General features: G+C 66.1%; 23 protein-coding genes. 14 read left to right on the top strand and 9 right to left on the bottom strand.

Annotation, left to right across the window (positions count from 1 at the left end):
- Positions 1-831: AraC family transcriptional regulator (locus tag L6D77_RS14240; protein ID WP_236170069.1), on the bottom strand; the 831-nt coding region annotated here is incomplete at its 3' end.
- Between the two features lie 102 nt (positions 832-933).
- Here L6D77_RS14240 and L6D77_RS14235 point away from each other — a divergent pair.
- From L6D77_RS14235 to L6D77_RS14215, 5 genes are read left to right on the top strand one after another with little or no spacing between them, the layout of a single operon-like run.
- Positions 934-1,494 carry a carboxymuconolactone decarboxylase family protein gene (locus tag L6D77_RS14235; RefSeq protein ID WP_232885498.1) on the top strand — a complete coding sequence of 187 codons (561 nt, stop codon included), beginning with the start codon at positions 934-936 and terminating at the stop codon, positions 1,492-1,494.
- A gap of 8 nt (positions 1,495-1,502) precedes the next feature.
- Positions 1,503-2,603, top strand: a complete 1,101-nt coding sequence (locus tag L6D77_RS14230; protein WP_269807733.1) for an acyl-CoA dehydrogenase family protein — start codon at positions 1,503-1,505, stop codon at positions 2,601-2,603.
- Entirely contained in the window at positions 2,600-3,421 is an 822-nt protein-coding gene (locus L6D77_RS14225) for an ABC transporter ATP-binding protein (protein WP_232885500.1), read from the top strand. Before L6D77_RS14230 ends, L6D77_RS14225 begins: the two co-directional genes overlap by 4 nt.
- Positions 3,408-4,613, top strand: a complete 1,206-nt coding sequence (locus L6D77_RS14220) for an ABC transporter substrate-binding protein (protein ID WP_236170068.1) — start codon at positions 3,408-3,410, stop codon at positions 4,611-4,613. The genes L6D77_RS14225 and L6D77_RS14220 overlap by 14 nt, the downstream gene beginning before the upstream one ends.
- Positions 4,613-5,368 carry an ABC transporter permease gene (locus tag L6D77_RS14215; protein ID WP_232885502.1) on the top strand — a complete coding sequence of 252 codons (756 nt, stop codon included), beginning with the start codon at positions 4,613-4,615 and terminating at the stop codon, positions 5,366-5,368. The genes L6D77_RS14220 and L6D77_RS14215 overlap by 1 nt, the downstream gene beginning before the upstream one ends.
- A gap of 123 nt (positions 5,369-5,491) precedes the next feature.
- On the opposite strand, the gene L6D77_RS14210 is transcribed toward L6D77_RS14215, so the two are convergent.
- Positions 5,492-6,178 carry a GNAT family N-acetyltransferase gene (locus L6D77_RS14210; protein ID WP_232885503.1) on the bottom strand — a complete coding sequence of 229 codons (687 nt, stop codon included), beginning with the start codon at positions 6,176-6,178 and terminating at the stop codon, positions 5,492-5,494.
- Between the two features lie 182 nt (positions 6,179-6,360).
- Complete coding sequence (argC, locus tag L6D77_RS14205; protein ID WP_232885504.1) at positions 6,361-7,287, bottom strand: N-acetyl-gamma-glutamyl-phosphate reductase; 927 nt, start codon at positions 7,285-7,287, stop codon at positions 6,361-6,363.
- Positions 7,288-7,396: 109 nt separating this feature from the next.
- Here argC and L6D77_RS14200 point away from each other — a divergent pair, with 109 nt between their 5' ends.
- Complete coding sequence (locus L6D77_RS14200; RefSeq protein ID WP_232885524.1) at positions 7,397-8,278, top strand: LysR family transcriptional regulator; 882 nt, start codon at positions 7,397-7,399, stop codon at positions 8,276-8,278.
- Between the two features lie 15 nt (positions 8,279-8,293).
- On the opposite strand, the gene L6D77_RS14195 is transcribed toward L6D77_RS14200, so the two are convergent.
- Together L6D77_RS14195 and L6D77_RS14190 are read right to left on the bottom strand one after the other, a co-directional pair.
- Positions 8,294-8,500, bottom strand: a complete 207-nt coding sequence (locus L6D77_RS14195; protein ID WP_232885505.1) for a tautomerase family protein — start codon at positions 8,498-8,500, stop codon at positions 8,294-8,296.
- Between the two features lie 19 nt (positions 8,501-8,519).
- Entirely contained in the window at positions 8,520-9,254 is a 735-nt protein-coding gene (locus L6D77_RS14190) for an SDR family NAD(P)-dependent oxidoreductase (protein WP_232885506.1), read from the bottom strand.
- Positions 9,255-9,376: 122 nt separating this feature from the next.
- Here L6D77_RS14190 and L6D77_RS14185 point away from each other — a divergent pair, with 122 nt between their 5' ends.
- The 4 genes from L6D77_RS14185 to L6D77_RS14170 all read left to right on the top strand — a co-directional run bounded on the left by L6D77_RS14185 (position 9,377) and on the right by L6D77_RS14170 (position 12,401).
- A complete protein-coding gene (locus L6D77_RS14185) occupies positions 9,377-10,297 on the top strand; it encodes a LysR family transcriptional regulator (protein ID WP_232885507.1) in 921 nt (306 codons plus the stop codon).
- Positions 10,298-10,399: 102 nt separating this feature from the next.
- Positions 10,400-10,669, top strand: coding sequence for a hypothetical protein (locus L6D77_RS14180; protein WP_232885508.1), 270 nt, complete (start codon positions 10,400-10,402; stop codon positions 10,667-10,669).
- A 67-nt stretch (positions 10,670-10,736) separates the two neighbouring features.
- Positions 10,737-11,435, top strand: a complete 699-nt coding sequence (locus L6D77_RS14175; protein ID WP_232885509.1) for an MOSC domain-containing protein — start codon at positions 10,737-10,739, stop codon at positions 11,433-11,435.
- 30 nt (positions 11,436-11,465) lie between these two features.
- Complete coding sequence (locus tag L6D77_RS14170) at positions 11,466-12,401, top strand: 5'-nucleotidase (protein WP_232885510.1); 936 nt, start codon at positions 11,466-11,468, stop codon at positions 12,399-12,401.
- A 194-nt stretch (positions 12,402-12,595) separates the two neighbouring features.
- Here L6D77_RS14170 and L6D77_RS14165 read toward each other — a convergent pair whose 3' ends face one another.
- The 4 genes from L6D77_RS14165 to L6D77_RS14150 all read right to left on the bottom strand — a co-directional run bounded on the left by L6D77_RS14165 (position 12,596) and on the right by L6D77_RS14150 (position 15,510).
- The gene (locus L6D77_RS14165; protein ID WP_232885511.1) at positions 12,596-13,246 is read right to left on the bottom strand and encodes a TIGR04211 family SH3 domain-containing protein; all 651 of its coding nucleotides are present in this window, start codon (positions 13,244-13,246) and stop codon (positions 12,596-12,598) included.
- 210 nt (positions 13,247-13,456) lie between these two features.
- Positions 13,457-14,476, bottom strand: a complete 1,020-nt coding sequence (locus tag L6D77_RS14160) for a branched-chain amino acid aminotransferase (protein WP_110992793.1) — start codon at positions 14,474-14,476, stop codon at positions 13,457-13,459.
- A gap of 315 nt (positions 14,477-14,791) precedes the next feature.
- The gene (locus tag L6D77_RS14155) at positions 14,792-15,145 is read right to left on the bottom strand and encodes a hypothetical protein (RefSeq protein ID WP_232885525.1); all 354 of its coding nucleotides are present in this window, start codon (positions 15,143-15,145) and stop codon (positions 14,792-14,794) included.
- The gene (locus L6D77_RS14150; RefSeq protein ID WP_232885512.1) at positions 15,142-15,510 is read right to left on the bottom strand and encodes a glyoxalase superfamily protein; all 369 of its coding nucleotides are present in this window, start codon (positions 15,508-15,510) and stop codon (positions 15,142-15,144) included. The genes L6D77_RS14155 and L6D77_RS14150 overlap by 4 nt, the downstream gene beginning before the upstream one ends.
- A gap of 278 nt (positions 15,511-15,788) precedes the next feature.
- Between L6D77_RS14150 and L6D77_RS14145 the strand changes: the two genes are divergently transcribed.
- From L6D77_RS14145 to ureC, 4 genes are read left to right on the top strand one after another with little or no spacing between them, the layout of a single operon-like run.
- Positions 15,789-16,622 carry an urease accessory protein UreD gene (locus L6D77_RS14145; protein ID WP_232885513.1) on the top strand — a complete coding sequence of 278 codons (834 nt, stop codon included), beginning with the start codon at positions 15,789-15,791 and terminating at the stop codon, positions 16,620-16,622.
- 11 nt (positions 16,623-16,633) lie between these two features.
- Positions 16,634-16,936, top strand: a complete 303-nt coding sequence (locus L6D77_RS14140) for an urease subunit gamma (protein ID WP_232885514.1) — start codon at positions 16,634-16,636, stop codon at positions 16,934-16,936.
- A gap of 10 nt (positions 16,937-16,946) precedes the next feature.
- On the top strand, positions 16,947-17,264 hold the full coding sequence (locus L6D77_RS14135; RefSeq protein WP_232885526.1) for an urease subunit beta: 318 nt from the start codon (positions 16,947-16,949) through the stop codon (positions 17,262-17,264).
- Positions 17,261-18,964 carry an urease subunit alpha gene (gene ureC / locus L6D77_RS14130; protein ID WP_232885515.1) on the top strand — a complete coding sequence of 568 codons (1,704 nt, stop codon included), beginning with the start codon at positions 17,261-17,263 and terminating at the stop codon, positions 18,962-18,964. Before L6D77_RS14135 ends, ureC begins: the two co-directional genes overlap by 4 nt.
- Positions 18,965-18,968: the final 4 nt, after the last annotated feature.

Raw genomic sequence — 18,968 nt, 5'->3', positions numbered from 1 at the left:
CGACTGATACCCCACCCGCCCCCCGACCTGCTCGACCGTATTACCCGCCTTGAGCAACTGACAGGCCTGGCGCATACGCAGCGCCAGCAGCACCTGCCCCGGCGACTGCCCGGCCAGCTCATTGAAGCGCTTGAAGAACGCCGAGCGCGACAGCCCCGCACAAGTCGCCATGCTCTCCAGCGTCCAGGCCTGCCCCGGATCCTCTATCAAGCGTTCCAGCAGCCCGGCAAACGCCGGCTGGCGGGCGAGGGCGACCAACCCGCCAAGCGACTGGCCAGTGTTCACCTGTTGGCGCAGCACATAAAGGAATAGCAAGTGCGTGAGCCGTTCGAGCACGGTCTGCGACGGCTGCGGCGCCCGCCGACACTCGTCGAGAATCAGGCCAAACAGCGCACGCGCCGCGCTGCCGGCCGGATCACTGGCGCGCAGCAGGATCCAGTCCGCCAGCCCCTCGACGATCAGCGACGACAAGCCCGTCTGGAAATGAAAGAAGCCACAGACCAGCCCCACGCCATCGTCGGCCTGCAGGTCCAGCGCCTGCATGGCCCGGCGCGGCTGTGCGCAGGCGTGGGTAACGTCCTCGTCACCCGATAAGCGATACGCCAGGTCACGCAGCAGAAACACCGCATCACCACACTCAAGCCGCACGGGCTCGGCATGGCCGTCCACATGCAGCCAGCAATGCCCCTGCACCACCAAGTGAAAGCTGGCCCGGCCCATGCCCTGGGTGCTGGCGTGCCAGCCGCCGCAATAGCGCCCGACATGGAACAGGCTGGCGTCAAGCTCGAGGCCTTCTAATAACCAATCGACAAGGTGGCTGGACGAAATCATCTAATGCAAGGACTCAGGAGCAAGGAAAGGCGACTGATGAATATGGATGCTACTTCTTATAACCAACAGACTGTAGCGACCTACATCAAAGGAGATCACTCCATGTCCGCGCGCATCACTCTACACAGCCTGCAGACCGCCCCGGAAGCCGCACGTCCGTTCCTCGAAAACGCACAGAAGAACTCCGGTTTCATCCCCAACCTGCTGGGCGTGCTGGCCAATGCCCCGGCCGCGCTGGAAACCTACGTCACCGTCTCGGCACTTAACGGCAAGGCCGAGCTGACCCTGGCCGAGCGCGAAGTGGTGCAGCTGATCGCCGCCACCCAGCATGGCTGCGACTTCTGCGTCGCCGGCCACACTGCCGTGGCGCTGAACAAGGCCAAGCTGCCGCAGCCGGTAGTGGATGCCCTGCGTGCCCGTGGCGAGCTGCCCGACGCGCGTTACGAAGCCCTGGCCGAGTTCGCCCGTGAAGTCATTGCCACCCGCGGCAACGTTGGCGATGCGACCTACCAGGCCTTCCGCGAGGCCGGTTTCACCGAGGGCAACGCCCTGGAAGTGATTCTGGGCGTGAGCCTCGCAACCCTGTGCAACTTTGCTAATGTGTTCGCCCAGACGCCGCTCAATGACGAGCTGAGCAAATACCGCTGGCAGCCTTCGGCCTAAACCGCCCGATGCCGGCGTGTCCGGCGCACCAAAGGAGTAGGGACATGCTTGATAGCGCTTTTCGTCAATGGCTGGATGCCAACGCCGAGACCATCGACCAGGGCCAGTGCGACCCGCACCTGGTACTGGCGCACATCGCCGAATCGCAGCTGCTGCGCATTGGCGTCGACCCCGCCCTCGGCGGCGCGGGCGGTGATGTCACCGAGGCGGTCGAAGCCATTGCCGCCATCGCCAACCGTTCTCTGGCGGCGGCCTTCGTCTGCTGGGGCCAGCGTGCCTTCATCGAATACCTGCTGCAAAGCCCTAACCAGGCCCTGCGCGAACGCCTGTTGCCGGCGTTGCTCAAGGGTGAACTGGCCGGCGCCACGGGGCTTTCCAATGCCATGAAGTTCCTCTCCGGCATCGAGGCGCTACAGGTACGCGGGCGGCCCGCAGCCGATGGCTGGAACCTGGAAGGCCGGCTGCACTGGGTGACCAACCTGCGCAAGAGCGGTTTCGTGGTGGCTGCAGCCATCGAGGACGATGCTGGCGGGGCGCCGTTCGTACTGGCCATCCCCTCCGATGCCCAAGGCCTGGAGCGCTCCGACGACCTGCAGTTGATGGGCCTGCAGTCGAGTAACACCGCTGCGCTGGCTTTTCATCAGGTGCCGCTGGCCCGTGACTGGCTGCTGCACGACAACGCCCGTGAATTCCTGCCCAAGGTACGCCCGGCCTTCCTCGCCCTGCAGTGCGGCATGGCCATCGGCCTGGCACGACGTGCCCTGGAGGAAGTGCAGGAGCACCTGCACGGCCGTGCTTCGTTCCTCGAAGAAGCGCGCCAGGTGCTCAAGGAGCGCCTGGAGAACACCGTCGGCGAACTCAAGCAGGGCCTGCTCGATGGCCGCTTCCTCCAACAGCCCGCCGCGTTGTTCAAGCTGCGTATTACCCTCGCCGAAAGCGCTGCCGATGCCGTGCAACTGGAGCTGCAGGCCAGCGGTGGCAAGGCTTACCTCACCGCCTATGGCGAAAGCTTCGCGCGCCGCTGGCGCGAGTCGGCGTTCGTGCCGATCGTCACACCGAGCCTGGTGCAGCTGCGCGCCGAACTGCAACGCCAGGCGAACGCTGCATGACCGACGTGCTTCTCGACGCCCGCGACATCAGCCTGGGTTACCCGCGCGAGGGCGGCTGGCAGCCTGTGCTGGAGCAGTTCGACCTGGCGCTGGTGCCGGGCGAAGTGGTGACCATCCTCGGCCCCAGCGGGGTCGGTAAATCGAGCCTGCTGCGGGTGCTGGCCGGCCTGCAGCAGCCCCGTGGTGGCAGCGTGACCCTGCACGGCGAGGCCCTGCAGGGCCCACAGCCGCGCCTGGCGGTAGCGTTCCAGGACCCCAGCCTGCTGCCCTGGCTGAGCCTGGAAAAGAACGTCGCCTTCGGCCTCGACTTCGCCCGCCAACCCAAGCTGGCCGCCAGCGAGCGCCGCGCGCGTATCGACCACGCCATCGCTGCGGTGGGCCTGAGCCATGCCCGCAGCCAGTACCCGGCACAGTTGTCCGGCGGCATGGCCCAGCGCACCGCGCTGGCCCGCTGCCTGGCACGTCAGCCGGAGGTGCTGCTGCTGGACGAGCCATTCGGCGCGCTGGACGAAGTGACCCGCGCCGACATGCAGCAACTGTTGCTGCAACTGATCATTACCCACAACACCGCTGCCGTACTGATCACCCACGACATCGACGAAGCCTTGCTGCTGTCCGATCGCGTGCTGCTACTGGGCAACCACCCGGCGCGCACCCTCGGCCAATGGCGCATCGACCTGCCGCAGCCAAGGGCGCAGCGGGTCGAGGAACTGGGCGCGTTGCGTATCGAGATCCTCAAAACCCTTCGGCGGGCAAGCCGCACAGCCGAACCCACCCCATCCCCCTTGCCCTCGGAGGCTGTCCATGTGCATGGATGACTGCTGCTCCACCACGTCCCGTCGCGACTTTCTCAAACTGAGCGCCATGCTCACCGCCGCGGGTGCCGTACCGCTGCTGGCCAGCCTGCAGGCGCGCGCCGCCGCCGAGCCTGACGCGCCGGTGCGCATCGGCTACCTGCCGATCACCGACGCCACGCCCTTGCTGGTGGCGCATAACAATGGCCTGTTCGAGGCCGAAGGCATCAAGGCCGAGCGCCCGGTGCTGCTGCGCAGCTGGGCCCAGGTGATCGAGGCGTTCATTTCCGGCCAGGTCAACGTGATCCACCTGTTGTCGCCAATGACCGTGTGGGCCCGCTATGGCAGCAAGGTACCGGCCAAGGTGGTGGCGTGGAACCATGTCGGTGGCTCGGGCCTGACCGTGGCCCCGGACATCACCGAAATGAAGCAGCTCGGCGGCAAGACCGTGGCCATCCCGTTCTGGTATTCGATCCACAACGTGGTGCTGCAACAGATGCTCAACGACAACGGCCTCACGCCAGTGTCGAAACCGGCCAGCGCGCAGCTGGCCGCCAACGAGGTCAACCTGCTGGTGCTGCCGCCGTCGGACATGCCGCCGGCCCTGGCCAGCAAGCGCATCGCCGGCTACATCGTCGCCGAACCGTTCAACGCCCTGGCCGAGAACCTCAAGGTCGGCCGCGTGCAGCGCTTTACCGGTGACGTGTGGCGCAACCACGCCTGCTGTGTGGTGTTCATGCACGAGCACGACCTCAACAACCGCCCGGAGTGGTCGCAGAAGATGGTCAACGCCATCGTCAAGGCCCAGCAATGGACCCGCGAGCACCGCGCCGAAGCCGCGGCGCTGTTGTCCAAGGCCGGCCCCAACAAGTACACCCCGCACGAACCCGCAGTGCTGACCAAGGTGCTGGCGCCTGTTGCCGAGGACCGTGCCGGCTACATCGCCAGTGGTGCGATCCAGCACCAGCAGTGGGATGAAAAACGCATCGACTTCCAGCCGTACCCATACCCCAGCTACACCGAGGAACTGGTCAAGCGCCTGAAGGGCACCCTGATCGAAGGCGAGAACGGCTTCCTCGCCGGGCTCGACCCCGCGCACGTCGCCCGCGACCTGGTCGACGACCGCTTCGTGCGCAACGCCATCGCAGCGGTGGGCGGCCCGGCGACCTTCGGCATTGCCGAGAACTTCCAGCGCAGCGAGGAGTTCGCGGTCTGATGCAAAGGCATGTCGTACATGGCGCCCTGGGCCTTATGGGCCTGGCGCTGCTGCTGTTGCTGTGGTGGGCGGGGGTGCAGGTGTTCGGTGCGGCCGACGGCTTGTCGGCGCGCTTCTCGCCCCAGGCCACCCTGGCGAGCCTGGTGGAGTTGCTGGGGCAGGGCGAGGTGTATGGGCATATCTGGGTGAGCCTCAAGCGCATCCTGATCGGCCTGTTGCTGGCGCTGTTGATCGGCGTGCCGCTTGGGTTGCTGGTGGGTAGCTACCGGCACCTGGAGGCGGCGACCACGCCAGCGTTTCAGTTTTTGCGGATGATCTCGCCGCTGTCGTGGATGCCGGTGGTGGTGATGCTGATGGGCGTGGGCGACCAGCCGATCTACTTCCTGCTGGCCTTCGCCGCGTTGTGGCCGATCCTGCTCAACACCGCCGCCGGGGTGCGCCAGCTCGATCCGCGCTGGTTGCAGCTCTCGCGCAGCTTGAGCGCCACACGTTGGGAAACCCTGTGCAAGGTGATAGTGCCGGGGGTGATCGGTCATGTGCTGACCGGCGTGCGCCTGGCCATTGGCATTTTGTGGATCGTGCTGGTGCCGTGCGAGATGCTCGGGGTCAGTGCGGGGCTGGGGTATTTCATCCTCGATACCCGCGACCGGCTGGCGTATTCCGAGCTGATGGCCATGGTGCTGTTGATCGGGGTGTTGGGGTTCATGCTTGATGCGCTGGCCCGTGGCCTGCATCGGCGGTGGGTGCATGCCTGAAGAATGCCGGGGGCGCTTCGCGCCCCTATCGCGGCACAAGGCCGCTCCTACAGGGAAACGCGATCTCCTGTAGGAGCGGCCTTGTGCCGCGATAGGGCTGCGAAGCAGCCCCAGCGTTCTACCTCAATGCCGCATCAGCCGCTGCCTCACACATTCCTTGGCCTGTGCCGCCAACTCATCCAGCCGCTCATCGCGCGATTGCTCCGCCTCCATCATCACGTCTTCCCCGTTCTGGTTGAGCAGGTAGGTATGGATCTGCATCACCTCGACCGTCTGGTAGATCGGCGCAATGTCCAACCGCCCGATCAACGCCCCGCTGGCACGCCCGGTGCTGCTCATCAGCACCTGCGGCCCGGCGCTGGCAATCACCTGCAAGCCCATGGCCTCGAACCACGGCACCTGCTCGGCGAAGGCGCTCAACTCGACGCAGGCATAGCGGCTGCGCAGGTCATCCAGCAGCGCGCGAGCGATGCCCTGACGACGATGGTCCTGGTGCACGGCAAGGAACGCCAGGCTGCAGGCCTGGGCATCGTCCTGGGCCGGCAGCGCCAGGGCAAAGCCGAGCAACTGGTCCGGGGCGTCGGCATCCAGCGCCAGGGCCAGCTCTACGGCCAGGCCACGGGTACCGTCCAGGGCCATCAGGTACTGGTGCACCTCAAGGCCGACGCCGTATTGGTACAGCGGGTACAGCGGGTTGGCCGGGCTGATGGCGACGCTGCTGAGCTGGCCGACATGGTCGATCACCAGCTGGCGGATCTGGTTCTGGAAGGATTCGGGCGGCACGCCGTCGAGGCGGCGGAGGATGAACATCGCGGGCAGGGCTCCGGGTGGAACGATACGGAGCGGCCATTCTACCTGCTATGGGGCGCGCCGTCTGGGCGCGTGCAACCTGTGCTGGCCTCATCGCTGGCAAGCCAGCTCCCACAGGGGGCGGCGTAATCCCTGTGGGAGCCGGCTTGCCGGCGATGCAAGGCGCAGCCTTGCCAGGCGGCCTAAAACCCTGCCAGCAGCAGGTCGAGGTTCTGCACCGCGGCGCCCGAGGCGCCCTTGCCGAGGTTGTCGAATACCGCGGTCAGCAATACCTGGCCGTGCCCGGGGTTGGCGTACAGCGCCAGGCGCAGGTCATTGCTGTCGTTCAGCGCCTGCGGGTCCAGCGCCAGGGCTGGGCCTTCCAGGTGCAAGGGCATCACCTGCACGTGGCGGGCGCCCTGGTAGTGCTGTTCCAGGCAAGCCTGCAGTTGCTGCGCGGTGACGCCTGGCAGCAACCGCAGTTGCAGCGGGATGCTCAGCACGATGCCCTGGCGATAGGCACCGTAGCCGGGCACGAACAGCGGACGGGCGCTAAGCCCTGCGTGCTGCTGGATTTCCGGCACATGCTTGTGCGCCAGTTCCAGGCCGTACAACTGCAAGGTTGGCAGGTAGCCGTCGGTGGGCTGTTCATGGCGCTCGACCGCTGCGCGGCCACCGCCGCTGTAGCCGGAAATGGCATGGATGCTCAGCGGGTAGTCCGCAGGCAGCAGCCCGGCCTTGACCAGTGGGTGCAGCAGGGCGATGGCGCCGGTGGGGTAGCAGCCAGGGTTGCTGATACGGGTGCTGGCGGCGATGCGCTCGGCCTGGTGCTCGTCCAGTTCCGGCAGGCCATACACCCAGCCTGGTGTGGTGCGGTGCGCGGAGCTGGCATCGATCACCCGCACCGCCGGGTTGCGCAGCGTCGCCACGGCGTCGCGGGCGGCGTCATCGGGCAGGCACAGCAGGGCGATGTCGGCGCTGTTGATCGCCTCGCTGCGGCGCGCGGGGTCCTTGCGCTCGGCCTCGGGCAGGGTGAGCAGGCGCAGGTCTTGGCGGCCGTGCAGGCGCGCGTGGATCTGCAGGCCGGTGGTGCCTTGGTCTCCGTCGATGAAAACGAGGGGCTGGTGCATGAGGGGTATCCGGATGAAAGGGGAGTGGGCCTATGCTCGCCTGCGGCTGGACGAAAGAAAATTTGAATATCATGATCGCTAACTTCAGTAATTCTGAATGATCAAGATCATGCGAGAAATCAGCCTCGACCGCCTGCGCACCCTGGTGGTAATTGCCGAGCACGGCTCGTTCGCCGACGCCGCCCGCCAGCTCAGCCTGGCGCCGCCAACCATCAGCCTGCATGTGGCCGAGCTTGAAGCCCGCATCGGCGCGCCCTTGCTTACCCGCACCCGTGGCCAGGTACGGCCGACCGCCATCGGTGAAACCCTGTTGGCCCGCGCCCGACGGCTGCTGGCCGACGCCGACCAGGCGCTGGAAGAGGTGCGCCGCCAGGTCGAGGGCCTGACTGGCCGGGTGCGGCTAGGGGCCTCGACGGGTGCCATCGCCCATTTGCTGCCGCAGGCTCTTGAAACGTTGCGGGTAGACCATCCGGGCATCGATGTGCAGGTTCAGGTGCTTACCTCGCAGGCTTCATTGGCGCGGTTGCGCGAGGGTAGCTTGGACATAGGCCTGGTCGCGCTGCCGCAAGTGGCGGGCAAAGGCTTGAAACTGACGCCCTGGCGGCGTGACCCGATCATGGCCTACGTGCCCGCAGACTGGCGCCCGCCGGCGCGGGTCACCCCAGCCTGGTTGGCCGGGCGCGCGCTGATCCTCAACGACAGCACCACCCAGTTGTCACGGGTGACCGCCGAGTGGTTCGCGGCTGCCGGGCTCTACCCAGATGCGCGTATCGAGCTGAACTACAACGACGCGATCAAGAGCCTGGTGGCGGCGGGCTACGGGGCCACGCTGCTGCCCCAGGAGGGCGAAATGCAGCAGCATGACCCGCGTATTGCACGGCGGCCGTTGCGGCCGGGGTTATGGCGGCAGTTGGGCATCGCCTGCCGCGAAGGTGAGGTGGAGCGGGCGACGGCGCATGTGCTGGAGGCGCTGGACAAACTGCGCCAGTAACCCAGGCTTCAGCCTTCAGCCCCGCTCACGCTGCCTCACCGCTGTGACGGTCTCGCCGCCCACCCCCCAGTTGTCGGTGGGCACCTCCTCGATCACCACGAAGGTGCTGGCCGGCGGTTTGCCCAGTACCTCCTGCAACAGTCGCGTGGTGCCTTCGATCAACTGGCGTTTATGGTCGGCGCTGACGCCTTCATCGGTGACGCGGATATGGACATAGGGCATGGTGCGATCCTCTGGTTGTTCAGTGCCAGGTGCCGGCGGTGCTGCCACCGTCGACGGGCAGGATGACGCCGCTGACGAAGCGTGCGTCGGTCAGGTACAGCACGGCGCCCACCACATCCTGCGGTGTGCCGGTACGGCCGCTCGGCGACAGTGCGCCCAGGCCTTCGACATGGCCGCTGTGCAACGGGGTGTCGATGATCCCCGGGGCCACGGCGTTGACCTGCACGCCGCTGCCCGCCAGTTCCAGGGCCAGGCCCTTGACCGCCTGGTTGAGGCCGCCCTTGACCAGCACAGGCAGCAGCGCCGGCACCCGGGTATCGGGTTGCAGGGCGATCGAGGCGGTGATGGCGATGATGTGCCCGTGCCCTTGTTGCTGCATGACCCGTGCGGCGGCCTGGGAAGGGTAGAAGAAACCTTTGAGGTTGGTACCGACCATCGCATCGACGTCGGCTTCGCTGTAGTCCACCACAGGCTTGGGGATGAAGATGCCGGCATTGTTGACCAGGATATCCACCCGGCCAAAGGCCTCCAGCGCGGTGGCGAACAGGCGCTCGGCGGTGGCTTTTTCGGCGATGTCGCCGGCCACGCCGACGAACCCGGCCGGGTTGCCCAACTGCGCGGCGGCGGCGTCCAGGCGCGCCTGGCTACGGGCGTTGCCGACCACGTTGTCGCCGCGTTCGAGGAAGGCCTGGGCGAGGGCGAAGCCCAGGCCGCTGGATGCGCCGGTGATGATGACGGTGCGTGGGTTGCTCATGGTGTGATCTCCAGTTGGGTGAGCCGAGGCTCGGTGTGGAATCACTGTAAGTTGCAACGCTCGCTTGAAAAATGAGGCGCATGGCATTTCAATCGATACACCGTGTAATTAATCGAGCCGCCATGACCCGCCATTTCGATGACCTGCAACTGGGCAGCCTGGAGCTGTTCTGCCTTGCCGCCGATGCCGGCAGTTTCACCGAGGCGGCCACGCAGGCCGGTGTCACGCCCGCCGCCGTGAGCCGTTCGGTGGCGCGCCTGGAAGAGCGCCTGGGGGTGCGCCTGTTCGTGCGTACCACCCGGCAGATGCGCCTGTCCGAGGCCGGGCAAGCCTACTACCAGCAATGCCGCCAGGCCCTGGGGCAACTGGTGGAGGCCGAGCGGCAGGTGGCGGGTGGGCAGCTCGAGCCCAGCGGCCGGCTGCGCATCAGCGCGCCGACGCCCTACGCCCACCACCGCCTGCTGCCGCTGATGCCGCGCTTTCGCGAACGCTATCCGCAGGTGTTGGTGGATGTGCACGTCAGCAACCGCAATGTCGATTTCGCCGAGGAGCAGTTCGACCTGGCCATCCGCGGCCGCGCCCCGGCCGATTCGCGGCTGGTGGCCCGGCGCCTGGAAGACGCCGAGCTGGTGATCGTCGCCACCCCGGGCTACCTGGCTCGGGCGGGTGTGCCGCAGACGCCGGATGACCTGACCGGGCACGACTGCATCCAGTTCGAGATGCCCAGCAGTGGCCGCCGCCCGCCGTGGAGCTTCCAGCGCGATGGGCAGTTGATCGAGCTGGATACCCAGGGCGCCTTCACCTGCCTGGGCGACTTCCTTGCCACCAGCACCTTGGTGCGCCACGGCGGCGGCCTGATGCAGGCCTACCGGTTCACCGTGCAGGACGCCCTGGACAGCGGTGAGCTGGTGGAGGTGCTGGCGGATTTCGGCGGCACCACGCGGCCCTTCATGCTGGTTTACCCTCAGGCCAGGCACATGCCATTGAAGGTGCGCGTGTTCATTGATTTCCTGGTAAGCGAGCGGCCTCTGCCGTTTGGCTGAAGGCCGCGCAGGGCGTGCGTTGCAGCACTATTCTTGTCGCTGCGTCGGCGCGTTGTGCCGCCGACCTTTCAGCAGTCCGGTTATTTCCCAGGAGAACGCTCCATGAAATCCATGACACTGCTAGTGATTGCCTCGGTACTGAGTTTTGCCGCACAGGCCGAGGACAGCGCGGCGACCAACTGTGATGCCAAGATCAATGACCTGGAGTACATCAGCAAAACCGATGGCCAGGCGCTGCATGGCGGCATGGCGCACGACTACCATGAGCTGCTCAAGGAGGCCAAGGCCGCCAAGGCCAGTGGTGACATGGCGAAGTGTCAGGCCTCGGCCGACCGTGCCAAGACCATCTACAACAAAGCGCGCGGCAAGTAGCCAGGAGCCTTTGGGAGGGCGCGGGGTCTCGTGTAAGCTCGCTTGAGTCATCTCACGAGAGCTCCCCATGATCCCGCCCAGCCCGCGCCTCGACAGCCTGCTCACCGGTATCGCCCGGCCCTTCACCCGCCCAGGCTCCCATAGTGCTATCGACAAGCACCCCCGCCAGGGTGCCTTGCAGGTGACCGCGCTCGGTATCGCGGGTGACGAACAGGGTGACCTGCGCGTACACGGCGGGGTCGAGAAAGCCATTCATCACTACCCCCGTGAGCATTACGCCGAGTGGGCCGCCGAGCTGGGCGAGCATCCGCTGCTGGCGCAGCCCGGCGCCTTCGGTGAAAACTTCAGCAGCACCGGCTGGACCGAGGCCGATGTTTGCCTGGGCGACCGCATCCGTGTTGGCACTGCCTTGCTGGAAATCTCCCAGGGGCGCATGCCGTGCTGGAAACTCAACGACCGTTTCGATGTGGCGCAGATGGCCCTGCGGGTGCAGCAGAGCGGGCGCACCGGCTGGTACTACCGGGTTGTGGAGGAGGGCGTGGTGCAGGCGGGCGACACCCTGCAGCTGGTCGAGCGTCCCCATGGCCAGTGGTCGGTGGCGCGTCTGTCGGCGGTGCTGTTCGACAAATGCCTGGAGCCTGAGTTGTTGCAGCAATGCCTGGCGCTGCCGCTGGTGCCGAACTGGCGGCGCACGTTGGAAAAGCGCCTGGCGCAACGCCAGGTCGAAGACTGGTCGTCGCGCCTGCAGGGGCGCAGCGACGCCTGAACATCTGCCCTACAAGACAAGGAACCCAGCATGCCCTTCGAACTGGACGACCGCCTGGTGATTGGCGTCGCGTCAAGCGCGGTGTTCGACCTTAGCGAAGCCGATGCGGTGTTCCGCCGCGACGGCGAGGCGCAGTACCGCAAGTACCAGGAGCAGCACCTGGATGTGCCGCTGGGCAAGGGCATCGCCTACCCATTCATCAAGCGGCTGCTAGCGCTCAATGACCTGCGCGATGACCCGGAGGACCCGCTGGTGGAGGTGGTGCTGCTGTCGCAGAACGACCCTGACACCGGTCTGAGGGTGATGAAGACCATCGGCCATTACGGGCTGAACATGACCCGGGCGATCTTCACCCAGGGCCGCTCGCCTTATGAATACATTCCGGCACTGAACATCGCGCTGTTCCTGTCCGCCGACAAGCAGCATGTGGACGCGGCGATCCAGGCCGGTTACCCGGCCGGGCAGGTGCTCGACTCGCAGTTCGATGACGATGAAAGCGACGACAACCTGCGCATCGCCTTCGACTTCGATGGCGTGCTGGCCGGGGACGAGTCGGAGGCGGTGATGCAGTCCGGCGGGTTGGGCAGCTTCCATGCCCACGAGGTGCTGAACAAGACCCAGCCGCACAACCCCGGGCCGCTGAAGGAGTTCTTCGTGCGCATCGCGCGGATCCAGGCGGCGGAGGAGCGGTTCAAGCTTGACCACCCCGGTTACGAGAACCGCCTGCGGGTGTCGATCGTCACTGCGCGCAACGCGCCGTCCCATGAGCGGGCGTTGAATACCTTGAAGAGCTGGGGGGTGATGGCCAACGATGCGTTCTTCCTTGGTGGCATCGAGAAACGCCGGGTACTGCAGGTGCTCAAGCCGCACATCTTCTTCGATGATCAGTCCGGGCATTTGAAGAGCACCAGTACCGTGGTGCCGTCGGTGCATGTGCCTTTTGGCGTGACCAACCGTTCGGCTTGAGGCGGCTGGGGGCTGCTGCGCAGCCTTTTCGCGACACAAGGAAACACTAACTCATTGAGTTAGCAGGGGCCTGTGGGAGCGGGTTTATCCGCGAACACCGGCAAAGCCGGTGCCATAACCGAGTCGCCTGCTTCGCGGGTGAACCCGCTCCCACAGGGTATCCGCCGCCTAAGCGAGTTCTGCTCTCGTCTCTATCAGAACCACCGGTCGTTACGCTTACGCCCGCGGGTCAGTGCCGGCAGGATCAACCCCAGCAGCAACCCGGCACCGGCAATGCTGCCGCCATACACCATGTAGCGCATCATCACCTGCTTGTTCTCATCCCCCAGCCGCGCCTGAGTGTCGCGCAGGGTCGACTGAGCCTCGGCGAGCTGCTCGTTCAGCCCCTTGTTGCGGGTTTCCAGTTCGTCGATCAGCGCCTTTCGCGAATCCAGGGTCTCCTGCATGCCCTGCACGCGGCTTTTCCAGCCGTCGTCGATGGTTTTCAACTGGCCGGACAGGTCGGCCACCTGCTGATCGAGCTGCGGCAGGCGCTCGCTCTGGCCCGGCAGCGCCTGCAGGTCACTGCTGAGGATCCACACCAGGTCGCCGCTCTGGCCGCGCACCTGGCTGTAGTTACCCTGGCTGGTCACCAGGCTGACTTTTTGCCCGGATTTGAGCGAACCGACGATCCGATGGCCATCGGTGGGGCCACTGCGCACGTAGGTGCTCAGGCTGTCGCTGACCCAGCGCGCATCACTGGCCGGCTCTTCGGCGTGTACCGGGGCGGCGAGGGCGATCAGGGCGGCGATCAGGCCGCCGCGCAGGGCGGGGCGGGCGGAGGTGGCGGGCTGCTTGTCTGGCATGGTGGTCTTCGCTGATACAGGGCAAAAGAAGGCCCGATGACTGGGCCGGCGATCCGGTCGGGTGAATTGACCGTCAGCGAAAGACCGTTTTTTTGTAGGCAGGTTCACTGCTTGGTGCGGGAAATGCCTACAGATTGTTGCCGGATGTGCGTAGAAACGAAAACGGGGCAGGCCATCGCTGGCCTGCCCCGTTCATGTCAAAGCGCCGGATCAGGCGACCTTGACGATCCAGCCAGCCGGTGCCTCGACGTCACCGCTCTGGATGCCGGTCAGCTCGTTGTAGAGCTTCTGGGTGACCGGGCCGACCTTCTCCAGGTCGTGGAACACGTGCAGCTTGCCGTTGTACTCGATGCCGCCGATCGGTGTGATCACCGCGGCGGTGCCGCAGGCGCCAGCTTCGATGAAACGGTCGAGCTTGTTGATCTCGACATCGCCTTCGATCACGGTCAGGCCCAGGCGCGATTGCGCCAGTTCCATCAGCGACAGGCGGGTGATACCCGGCAGTACCGAGGCCGATTTCGGGGTGACGAACTCGTTGTTGGCGGTGATGCCGAAGAAGTTGGCCGAACCGACCTCTTCGATCTTGGTGTGGGTCAGCGGGTCCAGGTAGATGGCGTCGGCGAAGTTGGCTTTCTTCGCTTCGGCACCTGGTTGCAGGCTGGCGGCATAGTTGCCACCGACCTTGGCTGCGCCGGTGCCCTGGGGGGCGGCACGGTCGAAGCTGGAAATCTGGAAGTTGTGCGGCTTCATGCCGCCCTTGAAGTACGAACCCACCGGAATGGCGAAGATCGAGAAGATGAACTCGGGCGCGGTGCGTACGCCGATGTTGTCACCGGTGCCGATCACGAACGGGCGCAGGTACAGGGCACCCTTGCCGTGCGGCGGAACGAAGTGCTCGTTGGCCTTGACCACTTGCTTGCAGGCCTCGATGAACACGTCGGTGGGCACGTGCGGCATCAGCAGGCGGGCGCAGCTGCGCTGCATGCGCGCGGCGTTCTGGTCGGGGCGGAACAGGTTGATCGAACCGTCCTTGCAACGGTAGGCCTTCAGGCCCTCGAAGCACTGCTGGCCATAGTGCAGGGCGGTGGAGCCTTCACTGATGTGCAGCACGTTGTCGTCGGTCAGGGTGCCCTTGTCCCACTCGCCGTTACGCCATACGGACAGGTAACGCTTGTCGGTCTTGATGTAGTCGAAGCCCAGCTTGTCCCAGTTAATGCTTGCGTTGCTCATGACACCCTCATAGCTCAAAGCCCGAACACGGCGGGCTGCTGTTATATGCGCACCACGCCACCTTAATACATCCGGCGCGGATCGGAAACGGCCAGTCACGAATTGGCCGGGCGCACGGCTGGGCGGCGGCTTGGTTCTGGGTTGGTTCGGGATTTGAGTTGGGCCACTGGATCCTTGCCGGGATATTGAGTGAAGGCCACCAGGTGTTCGTCGGTGTTTTTGCAGCGCCCTCAAGATCGAGCGCCGCCCGCGCGGCGCTCGATCTCATAGGCGCTGCAATAACCTCGGCAGGCACCCGACAGCCTGCATGCGTAGTCAGCGCAGCCGCCGATTCCAGTCCCCACCCTGGTCACGCCAGCAAGCTTCTTCACTGTCATAGCGCACATGCCACGCCACATGGTCCAGCTGCACACCGGCCTCGGCCAGCGCCTGGGTGGTCAGCGCCAGTATCCGTGCCTTGGCCGCACCGGCCAGGGCATCGGCCTTGGCCGTGTCGTCAGTGAACACCCAGGTGATGCGCAGGCTGGCGGGGAAGTCGTCGAGGTCGACCTGGTGGGTGAGCCAGGCAAAGCCGACGATCTCGGCCTGGGCGATGGCGCAGGCCTCGGTGAGGCAGGCGACCATTTCCCGTTCCAGGCGCGCCAGCGCGCGTTTGTTGCCGGCCATCAGGCGTCGTCGATCTGCTGGCAGAAACGCAGGCGATTGCCGAACGGGTCGGCAATGGTCATTTCCAGGCCCCAGTCGACCTTTTCGGCGTGTGGGCGGGAGTAGCCGTACTGCTTGGCCAGCAGTTCCTGCTCCAGGGCCTTGAGGTCTTCGACCCGGGCGAAAATCGCCGAGCCGGGGGTGGCGTCGCCGTGGTGTTCGGAGAGGTGCAGGATCAGCCCGTCGCGGTGGATCTGCATGTACAGCGGCAGGTCCGGGGCGAAGCGATGCTCCCAATCGAGGGTGAAACCGAGGAAGTCCAGGTAGAACTCCCGGGCCTTGTCGACCGAGAAGATTCGCAGGATGGGGATGGCGGGGGCGAATTGCATCGGAACTCCTGTGCTGTGCGTTTTCCTGGGGCGCCAGTGTAACGCCGTCGGCACCGCTTGAGGGCGCGTGTTTGCCCCGCATTTGCGCAGGGCGAGGCCCGTGGCAGCGTCGATTGAATACATCGTAGGAAAATTCATTCGGATTCATCTGATTACTTGGCCTGCAACCTGCAACATCCCGTTCAAGAATTTTGATCGATTGGTCAGGCAGACGCCCTGGCATGGCGCTCGAATCGCCACGCCAGAGCGGCCCAGGCCACGGATGACGGGGGTTTAGGATGTCCTTGCCGGAGCCGCACACGGCACACGACGAGCAGGCGGGCTGGAGCGCGCACCTGCAGTTGCGCTTCGTCAAACGCGAAGGCGTGACCCGCCTTGGTGCGCGTCGCCACGCCGGACCTCTTTTGGTGCAGCGGCCGTTCTACCCCGAGGGCGCCCCGTGCCACGTTTATGTGCTGCACCCGCCCGGCGGCATCGTCGCCGGTGACCGCCTGGAGCTGGACATTCACCTTGAAGCGGGCAGCCATGCGCTGCTGACCATGCCCGGCGCCAGCAAGTTCTACCGCAGCATCGGCCCGACCGCGCGGCTGGCGCAGCGCTTTCACCTGGCGGCCGGCAGCACCCTGGAGTGGCTGCCCCAGGACAGCATTTTCTTCAACGGCGCCCGCGCCCGCCTCGACAGCCGTTTCACCCTGGAACCCGGCGCCCGCCTGCTGGCCTGGGAGACCCTGTGCCTGGGCCGCCCGGTGATGAACGAACGGTTCGAGCAGGGCGCCCTCGACAGCCGCCTGCGCATCGAACTGCCCGACGACCCCGGCCTGCACGAGCGCCTGCGCATCGATGGCGGGCGCCTGGACAAGCTCGGCGGCCACCCGCTGCTCGCCACCTTCTGCGCAGCGCCTGCGGACGGACAGGTACTGGAGCAGGTGCGCGCACTGCTCGACGAACTGCCCACGCCAGCCGGCGCGACCCTGCTCGGGCAGTTGCTGGTGATCCGCCTGCTCGACCACGACAACCAACACCTGCAACACCACCTGCAGCGCCTCTGGCACCTGCTGCGCCCGGCCGTGCTCGGCCTGGCGCCGTGCCCGCCGCGCATCTGGGCAACTTGAAGAGAGCCGCCATGGAGCTGACCCCAAGAGAGAAAGACAAACTGCTGCTGTTCACCGCCGCCTTGCTGGCCGAACGGCGCCTGGCCCGTGGCCTGAAGCTCAACTACCCGGAGGCCGTGGCGCTGATCAGCGCGGCGGTGCTCGAAGGCGCCCGCGATGGCCGCACCGTAGCCGAACTGATGAGCCTGGGCCGTGAGGTGCTGGCGCGCGAACAGGTGATGGATGGCGTGCCAGAGATGCTCCACGACGTCCAGGTCGAAGCCACATTCCCCGACGGCACGAAGCTGGTGACCGTGCATGACCCCATTGTCTGAGGTGCAGCCCATGATCCCCGGAGAAATCCAGGTCGCCGCTGGCGACATCGAGCTCAACGTCGGCCGCTCCACGGTCAGTGTGAGCGTGGCCAACCATGGCGACCGCCCGGTGCAGGTCGGTTCGCATTACCACTTCTATGAAGTCAACGACTGCTTGGTGTTCGAACGCGCGCCAGCCCTGGGCTTTCGCCTGGATATCCCGGCCGGCACCGCGGTGCGCTTCGAGCCGGGCCAGGCGCGCACCGTGCAGCTGGTGGCCTATGCCGGCAAACGTGAGGTGTATGGCTTCCAGGGCAAGGTGATGGGCGCGCTGGAGAACAAGGCATGAGCCGTATTTCCCGTCGGGCCTACGCCGACATGTTCGGCCCCACCGTCGGCGACCGCGTGCGCCTGGCCGACACCGCACTGTGGGTGGAGGTGGAGAAAGACTTCACGGTCTACGGCGAAGAGGTCAAGTTCGGCGGCGGCAAGGTGATCCGCGATGGCATGGGCCAAGGCCAGATGCTGGCGGCCGAGGCGATGGACCTGGTGTTGACCAATGCGCTGATCATCGACCACTGGGGCATCGTCAAGGCCGATATCGGCGTCAAGCACGGGCGCATCGCCGCCATCGGCAAGGCGGGCAACCCCGATGTGCAGCCCGGCGTGACCGTGCCGGTGGGGCCTGGCACCGAGGTGATCGCCGCCGAGGGCAAGATCGTCACCGCCGGCGGCATCGACTCGCACATTCATTTCATCTGCCCGCAGCAGGTGGAGGAGGCGTTGACCAGCGGCGTCACCACCTTCATCGGTGGTGGCACCGGGCCGGCCACCGGCACCAACGCCACCACCTGCACCCCGGGGCCCTGGTACCTGGCGCGCATGCTCCAGGCCGCCGACAGCCTGCCGATCAATATCGGCCTGCTGGGCAAGGGCAACGCCTCGCGCCCCGAAGCGCTGCGCGAGCAGATCGCCGCGGGTGCGGTGGGCCTCAAGCTGCACGAGGACTGGGGCTCGACCCCGGCGGCGATCGACTGCTGCCTGGGCGTGGCCGAGGAGATGGACATCCAGGTGGCGATCCACACCGACACCTTGAACGAGTCCGGCTGCATCGAGGACACCCTGGCCGCCATCGGTGACCGCACCATCCACACCTTCCATACCGAAGGCGCCGGTGGTGGCCATGCCCCGGACATCATCCGCGCGGCGGGGCAGGCCAACGTGCTGCCGTCGTCGACCAACCCGACCCTGCCGTACACCGTCAATACGGTCGACGAGCACCTGGACATGCTGATGGTCTGCCACCACCTGGACCCGAGCATCGCCGAGGACGTGGCCTTCGCCGAATCGCGCATCCGCCGCGAGACCATCGCCGCCGAGGACATCCTCCACGACATGGGCGCTTTCGCCATGACCTCGTCCGACTCCCAGGCCATGGGCCGGGTCGGCGAGGTGGTGCTGCGTACCTGGCAGGTGGCGCACCAGATGAAGCTGCGCCGCGGCCCGCTGGCGCCGGACAGCAGCTACAGCGACAACTTCCGGGTCAAGCGCTACATCGCCAAGTACACCCTCAACCCGGCGCTGACCCATGGCATCGGCCATGAGGTCGGCTCGGTGGAGGTGGGCAAGCTGGCCGACCTGGTGCTGTGGGCGCCGGCGTTCTTCGCGGTCAAGCCGGCGCTGGTGATCAAGGGCGGCATGATCGTCACGGCGCCCATGGGCGACATCAACGGCTCGATCCCCACGCCGCAGCCGGTGCACTACCGGCCGATGTTCGGCGCCCTGGGTGCGGCGCGGCATGCCACGCGCATGACCTTCCTGTCCCAGGCGGCCATGGACCGTGGGCTGCCCGAGGAGCTCAAGCTGCACAGCCTGATCGGCGTGGCCCACGGCTGCCGCCAGGTGCGCAAGGCGCACATGGTCCACAACACCCTGCAACCGGTGATCGAAGTGGATGCGCAGACCTACCAGGTGCGCGCCGACGGCGAGCTTCTGGTGTGCGAGCCGGCCAGCGAACTGCCGCTGGCCCAGCGTTATTTCCTGTTTTGAAGGA

It is taken from the genome of Pseudomonas parasichuanensis, assembly GCF_021601385.1.
Lineage (GTDB): Bacteria > Pseudomonadota > Gammaproteobacteria > Pseudomonadales > Pseudomonadaceae > Aquipseudomonas > Aquipseudomonas parasichuanensis.
The sequence above is the reverse complement of the archived record's forward strand: the minus strand, read 5'-3'. Positions and strand labels throughout refer to the sequence as shown.

Bases quoted from the DNA above. Each gene is read 5' to 3' on its own strand.
- L6D77_RS14235 (WP_232885498.1), top strand. From the start codon at position 934: ATGTCCGCGCGCATCACTCTACACAGCCTGCAGACCGCCCCGGAAGCC.
- L6D77_RS14165 (WP_232885511.1), bottom strand. From the start codon at position 13,246: ATGCCAGACAAGCAGCCCGCCACCTCCGCCCGCCCCGCCCTGCGCGGC.
- L6D77_RS14195 (WP_232885505.1), bottom strand. From the start codon at position 8,500: ATGCCCTATGTCCATATCCGCGTCACCGATGAAGGCGTCAGCGCCGAC.
- ureC (WP_232885515.1), top strand. From the start codon at position 17,261: ATGAGCCGTATTTCCCGTCGGGCCTACGCCGACATGTTCGGCCCCACC.
- L6D77_RS14160 (WP_110992793.1), bottom strand. From the start codon at position 14,476: ATGAGCAACGCAAGCATTAACTGGGACAAGCTGGGCTTCGACTACATC.
- L6D77_RS14225 (WP_232885500.1), top strand. From the start codon at position 2,600: ATGACCGACGTGCTTCTCGACGCCCGCGACATCAGCCTGGGTTACCCG.
- L6D77_RS14210 (WP_232885503.1), bottom strand. From the start codon at position 6,178: ATGTTCATCCTCCGCCGCCTCGACGGCGTGCCGCCCGAATCCTTCCAG.
- L6D77_RS14230 (WP_269807733.1), top strand. From the start codon at position 1,503: ATGCCGGCGTGTCCGGCGCACCAAAGGAGTAGGGACATGCTTGATAGC.
- L6D77_RS14190 (WP_232885506.1), bottom strand. From the start codon at position 9,254: ATGAGCAACCCACGCACCGTCATCATCACCGGCGCATCCAGCGGCCTG.
- L6D77_RS14170 (WP_232885510.1), top strand. From the start codon at position 11,466: ATGCCCTTCGAACTGGACGACCGCCTGGTGATTGGCGTCGCGTCAAGC.
- L6D77_RS14180 (WP_232885508.1), top strand. From the start codon at position 10,400: ATGAAATCCATGACACTGCTAGTGATTGCCTCGGTACTGAGTTTTGCC.
- L6D77_RS14200 (WP_232885524.1), top strand. From the start codon at position 7,397: ATGCGAGAAATCAGCCTCGACCGCCTGCGCACCCTGGTGGTAATTGCC.
- L6D77_RS14145 (WP_232885513.1), top strand. From the start codon at position 15,789: ATGTCCTTGCCGGAGCCGCACACGGCACACGACGAGCAGGCGGGCTGG.
- L6D77_RS14135 (WP_232885526.1), top strand. From the start codon at position 16,947: ATGATCCCCGGAGAAATCCAGGTCGCCGCTGGCGACATCGAGCTCAAC.
- L6D77_RS14215 (WP_232885502.1), top strand. From the start codon at position 4,613: ATGCAAAGGCATGTCGTACATGGCGCCCTGGGCCTTATGGGCCTGGCG.
- argC (WP_232885504.1), bottom strand. From the start codon at position 7,287: ATGCACCAGCCCCTCGTTTTCATCGACGGAGACCAAGGCACCACCGGC.
- L6D77_RS14220 (WP_236170068.1), top strand. From the start codon at position 3,408: ATGTGCATGGATGACTGCTGCTCCACCACGTCCCGTCGCGACTTTCTC.
- L6D77_RS14150 (WP_232885512.1), bottom strand. From the start codon at position 15,510: ATGCAATTCGCCCCCGCCATCCCCATCCTGCGAATCTTCTCGGTCGAC.
- L6D77_RS14185 (WP_232885507.1), top strand. From the start codon at position 9,377: ATGACCCGCCATTTCGATGACCTGCAACTGGGCAGCCTGGAGCTGTTC.
- L6D77_RS14140 (WP_232885514.1), top strand. From the start codon at position 16,634: ATGGAGCTGACCCCAAGAGAGAAAGACAAACTGCTGCTGTTCACCGCC.
- L6D77_RS14175 (WP_232885509.1), top strand. From the start codon at position 10,737: ATGATCCCGCCCAGCCCGCGCCTCGACAGCCTGCTCACCGGTATCGCC.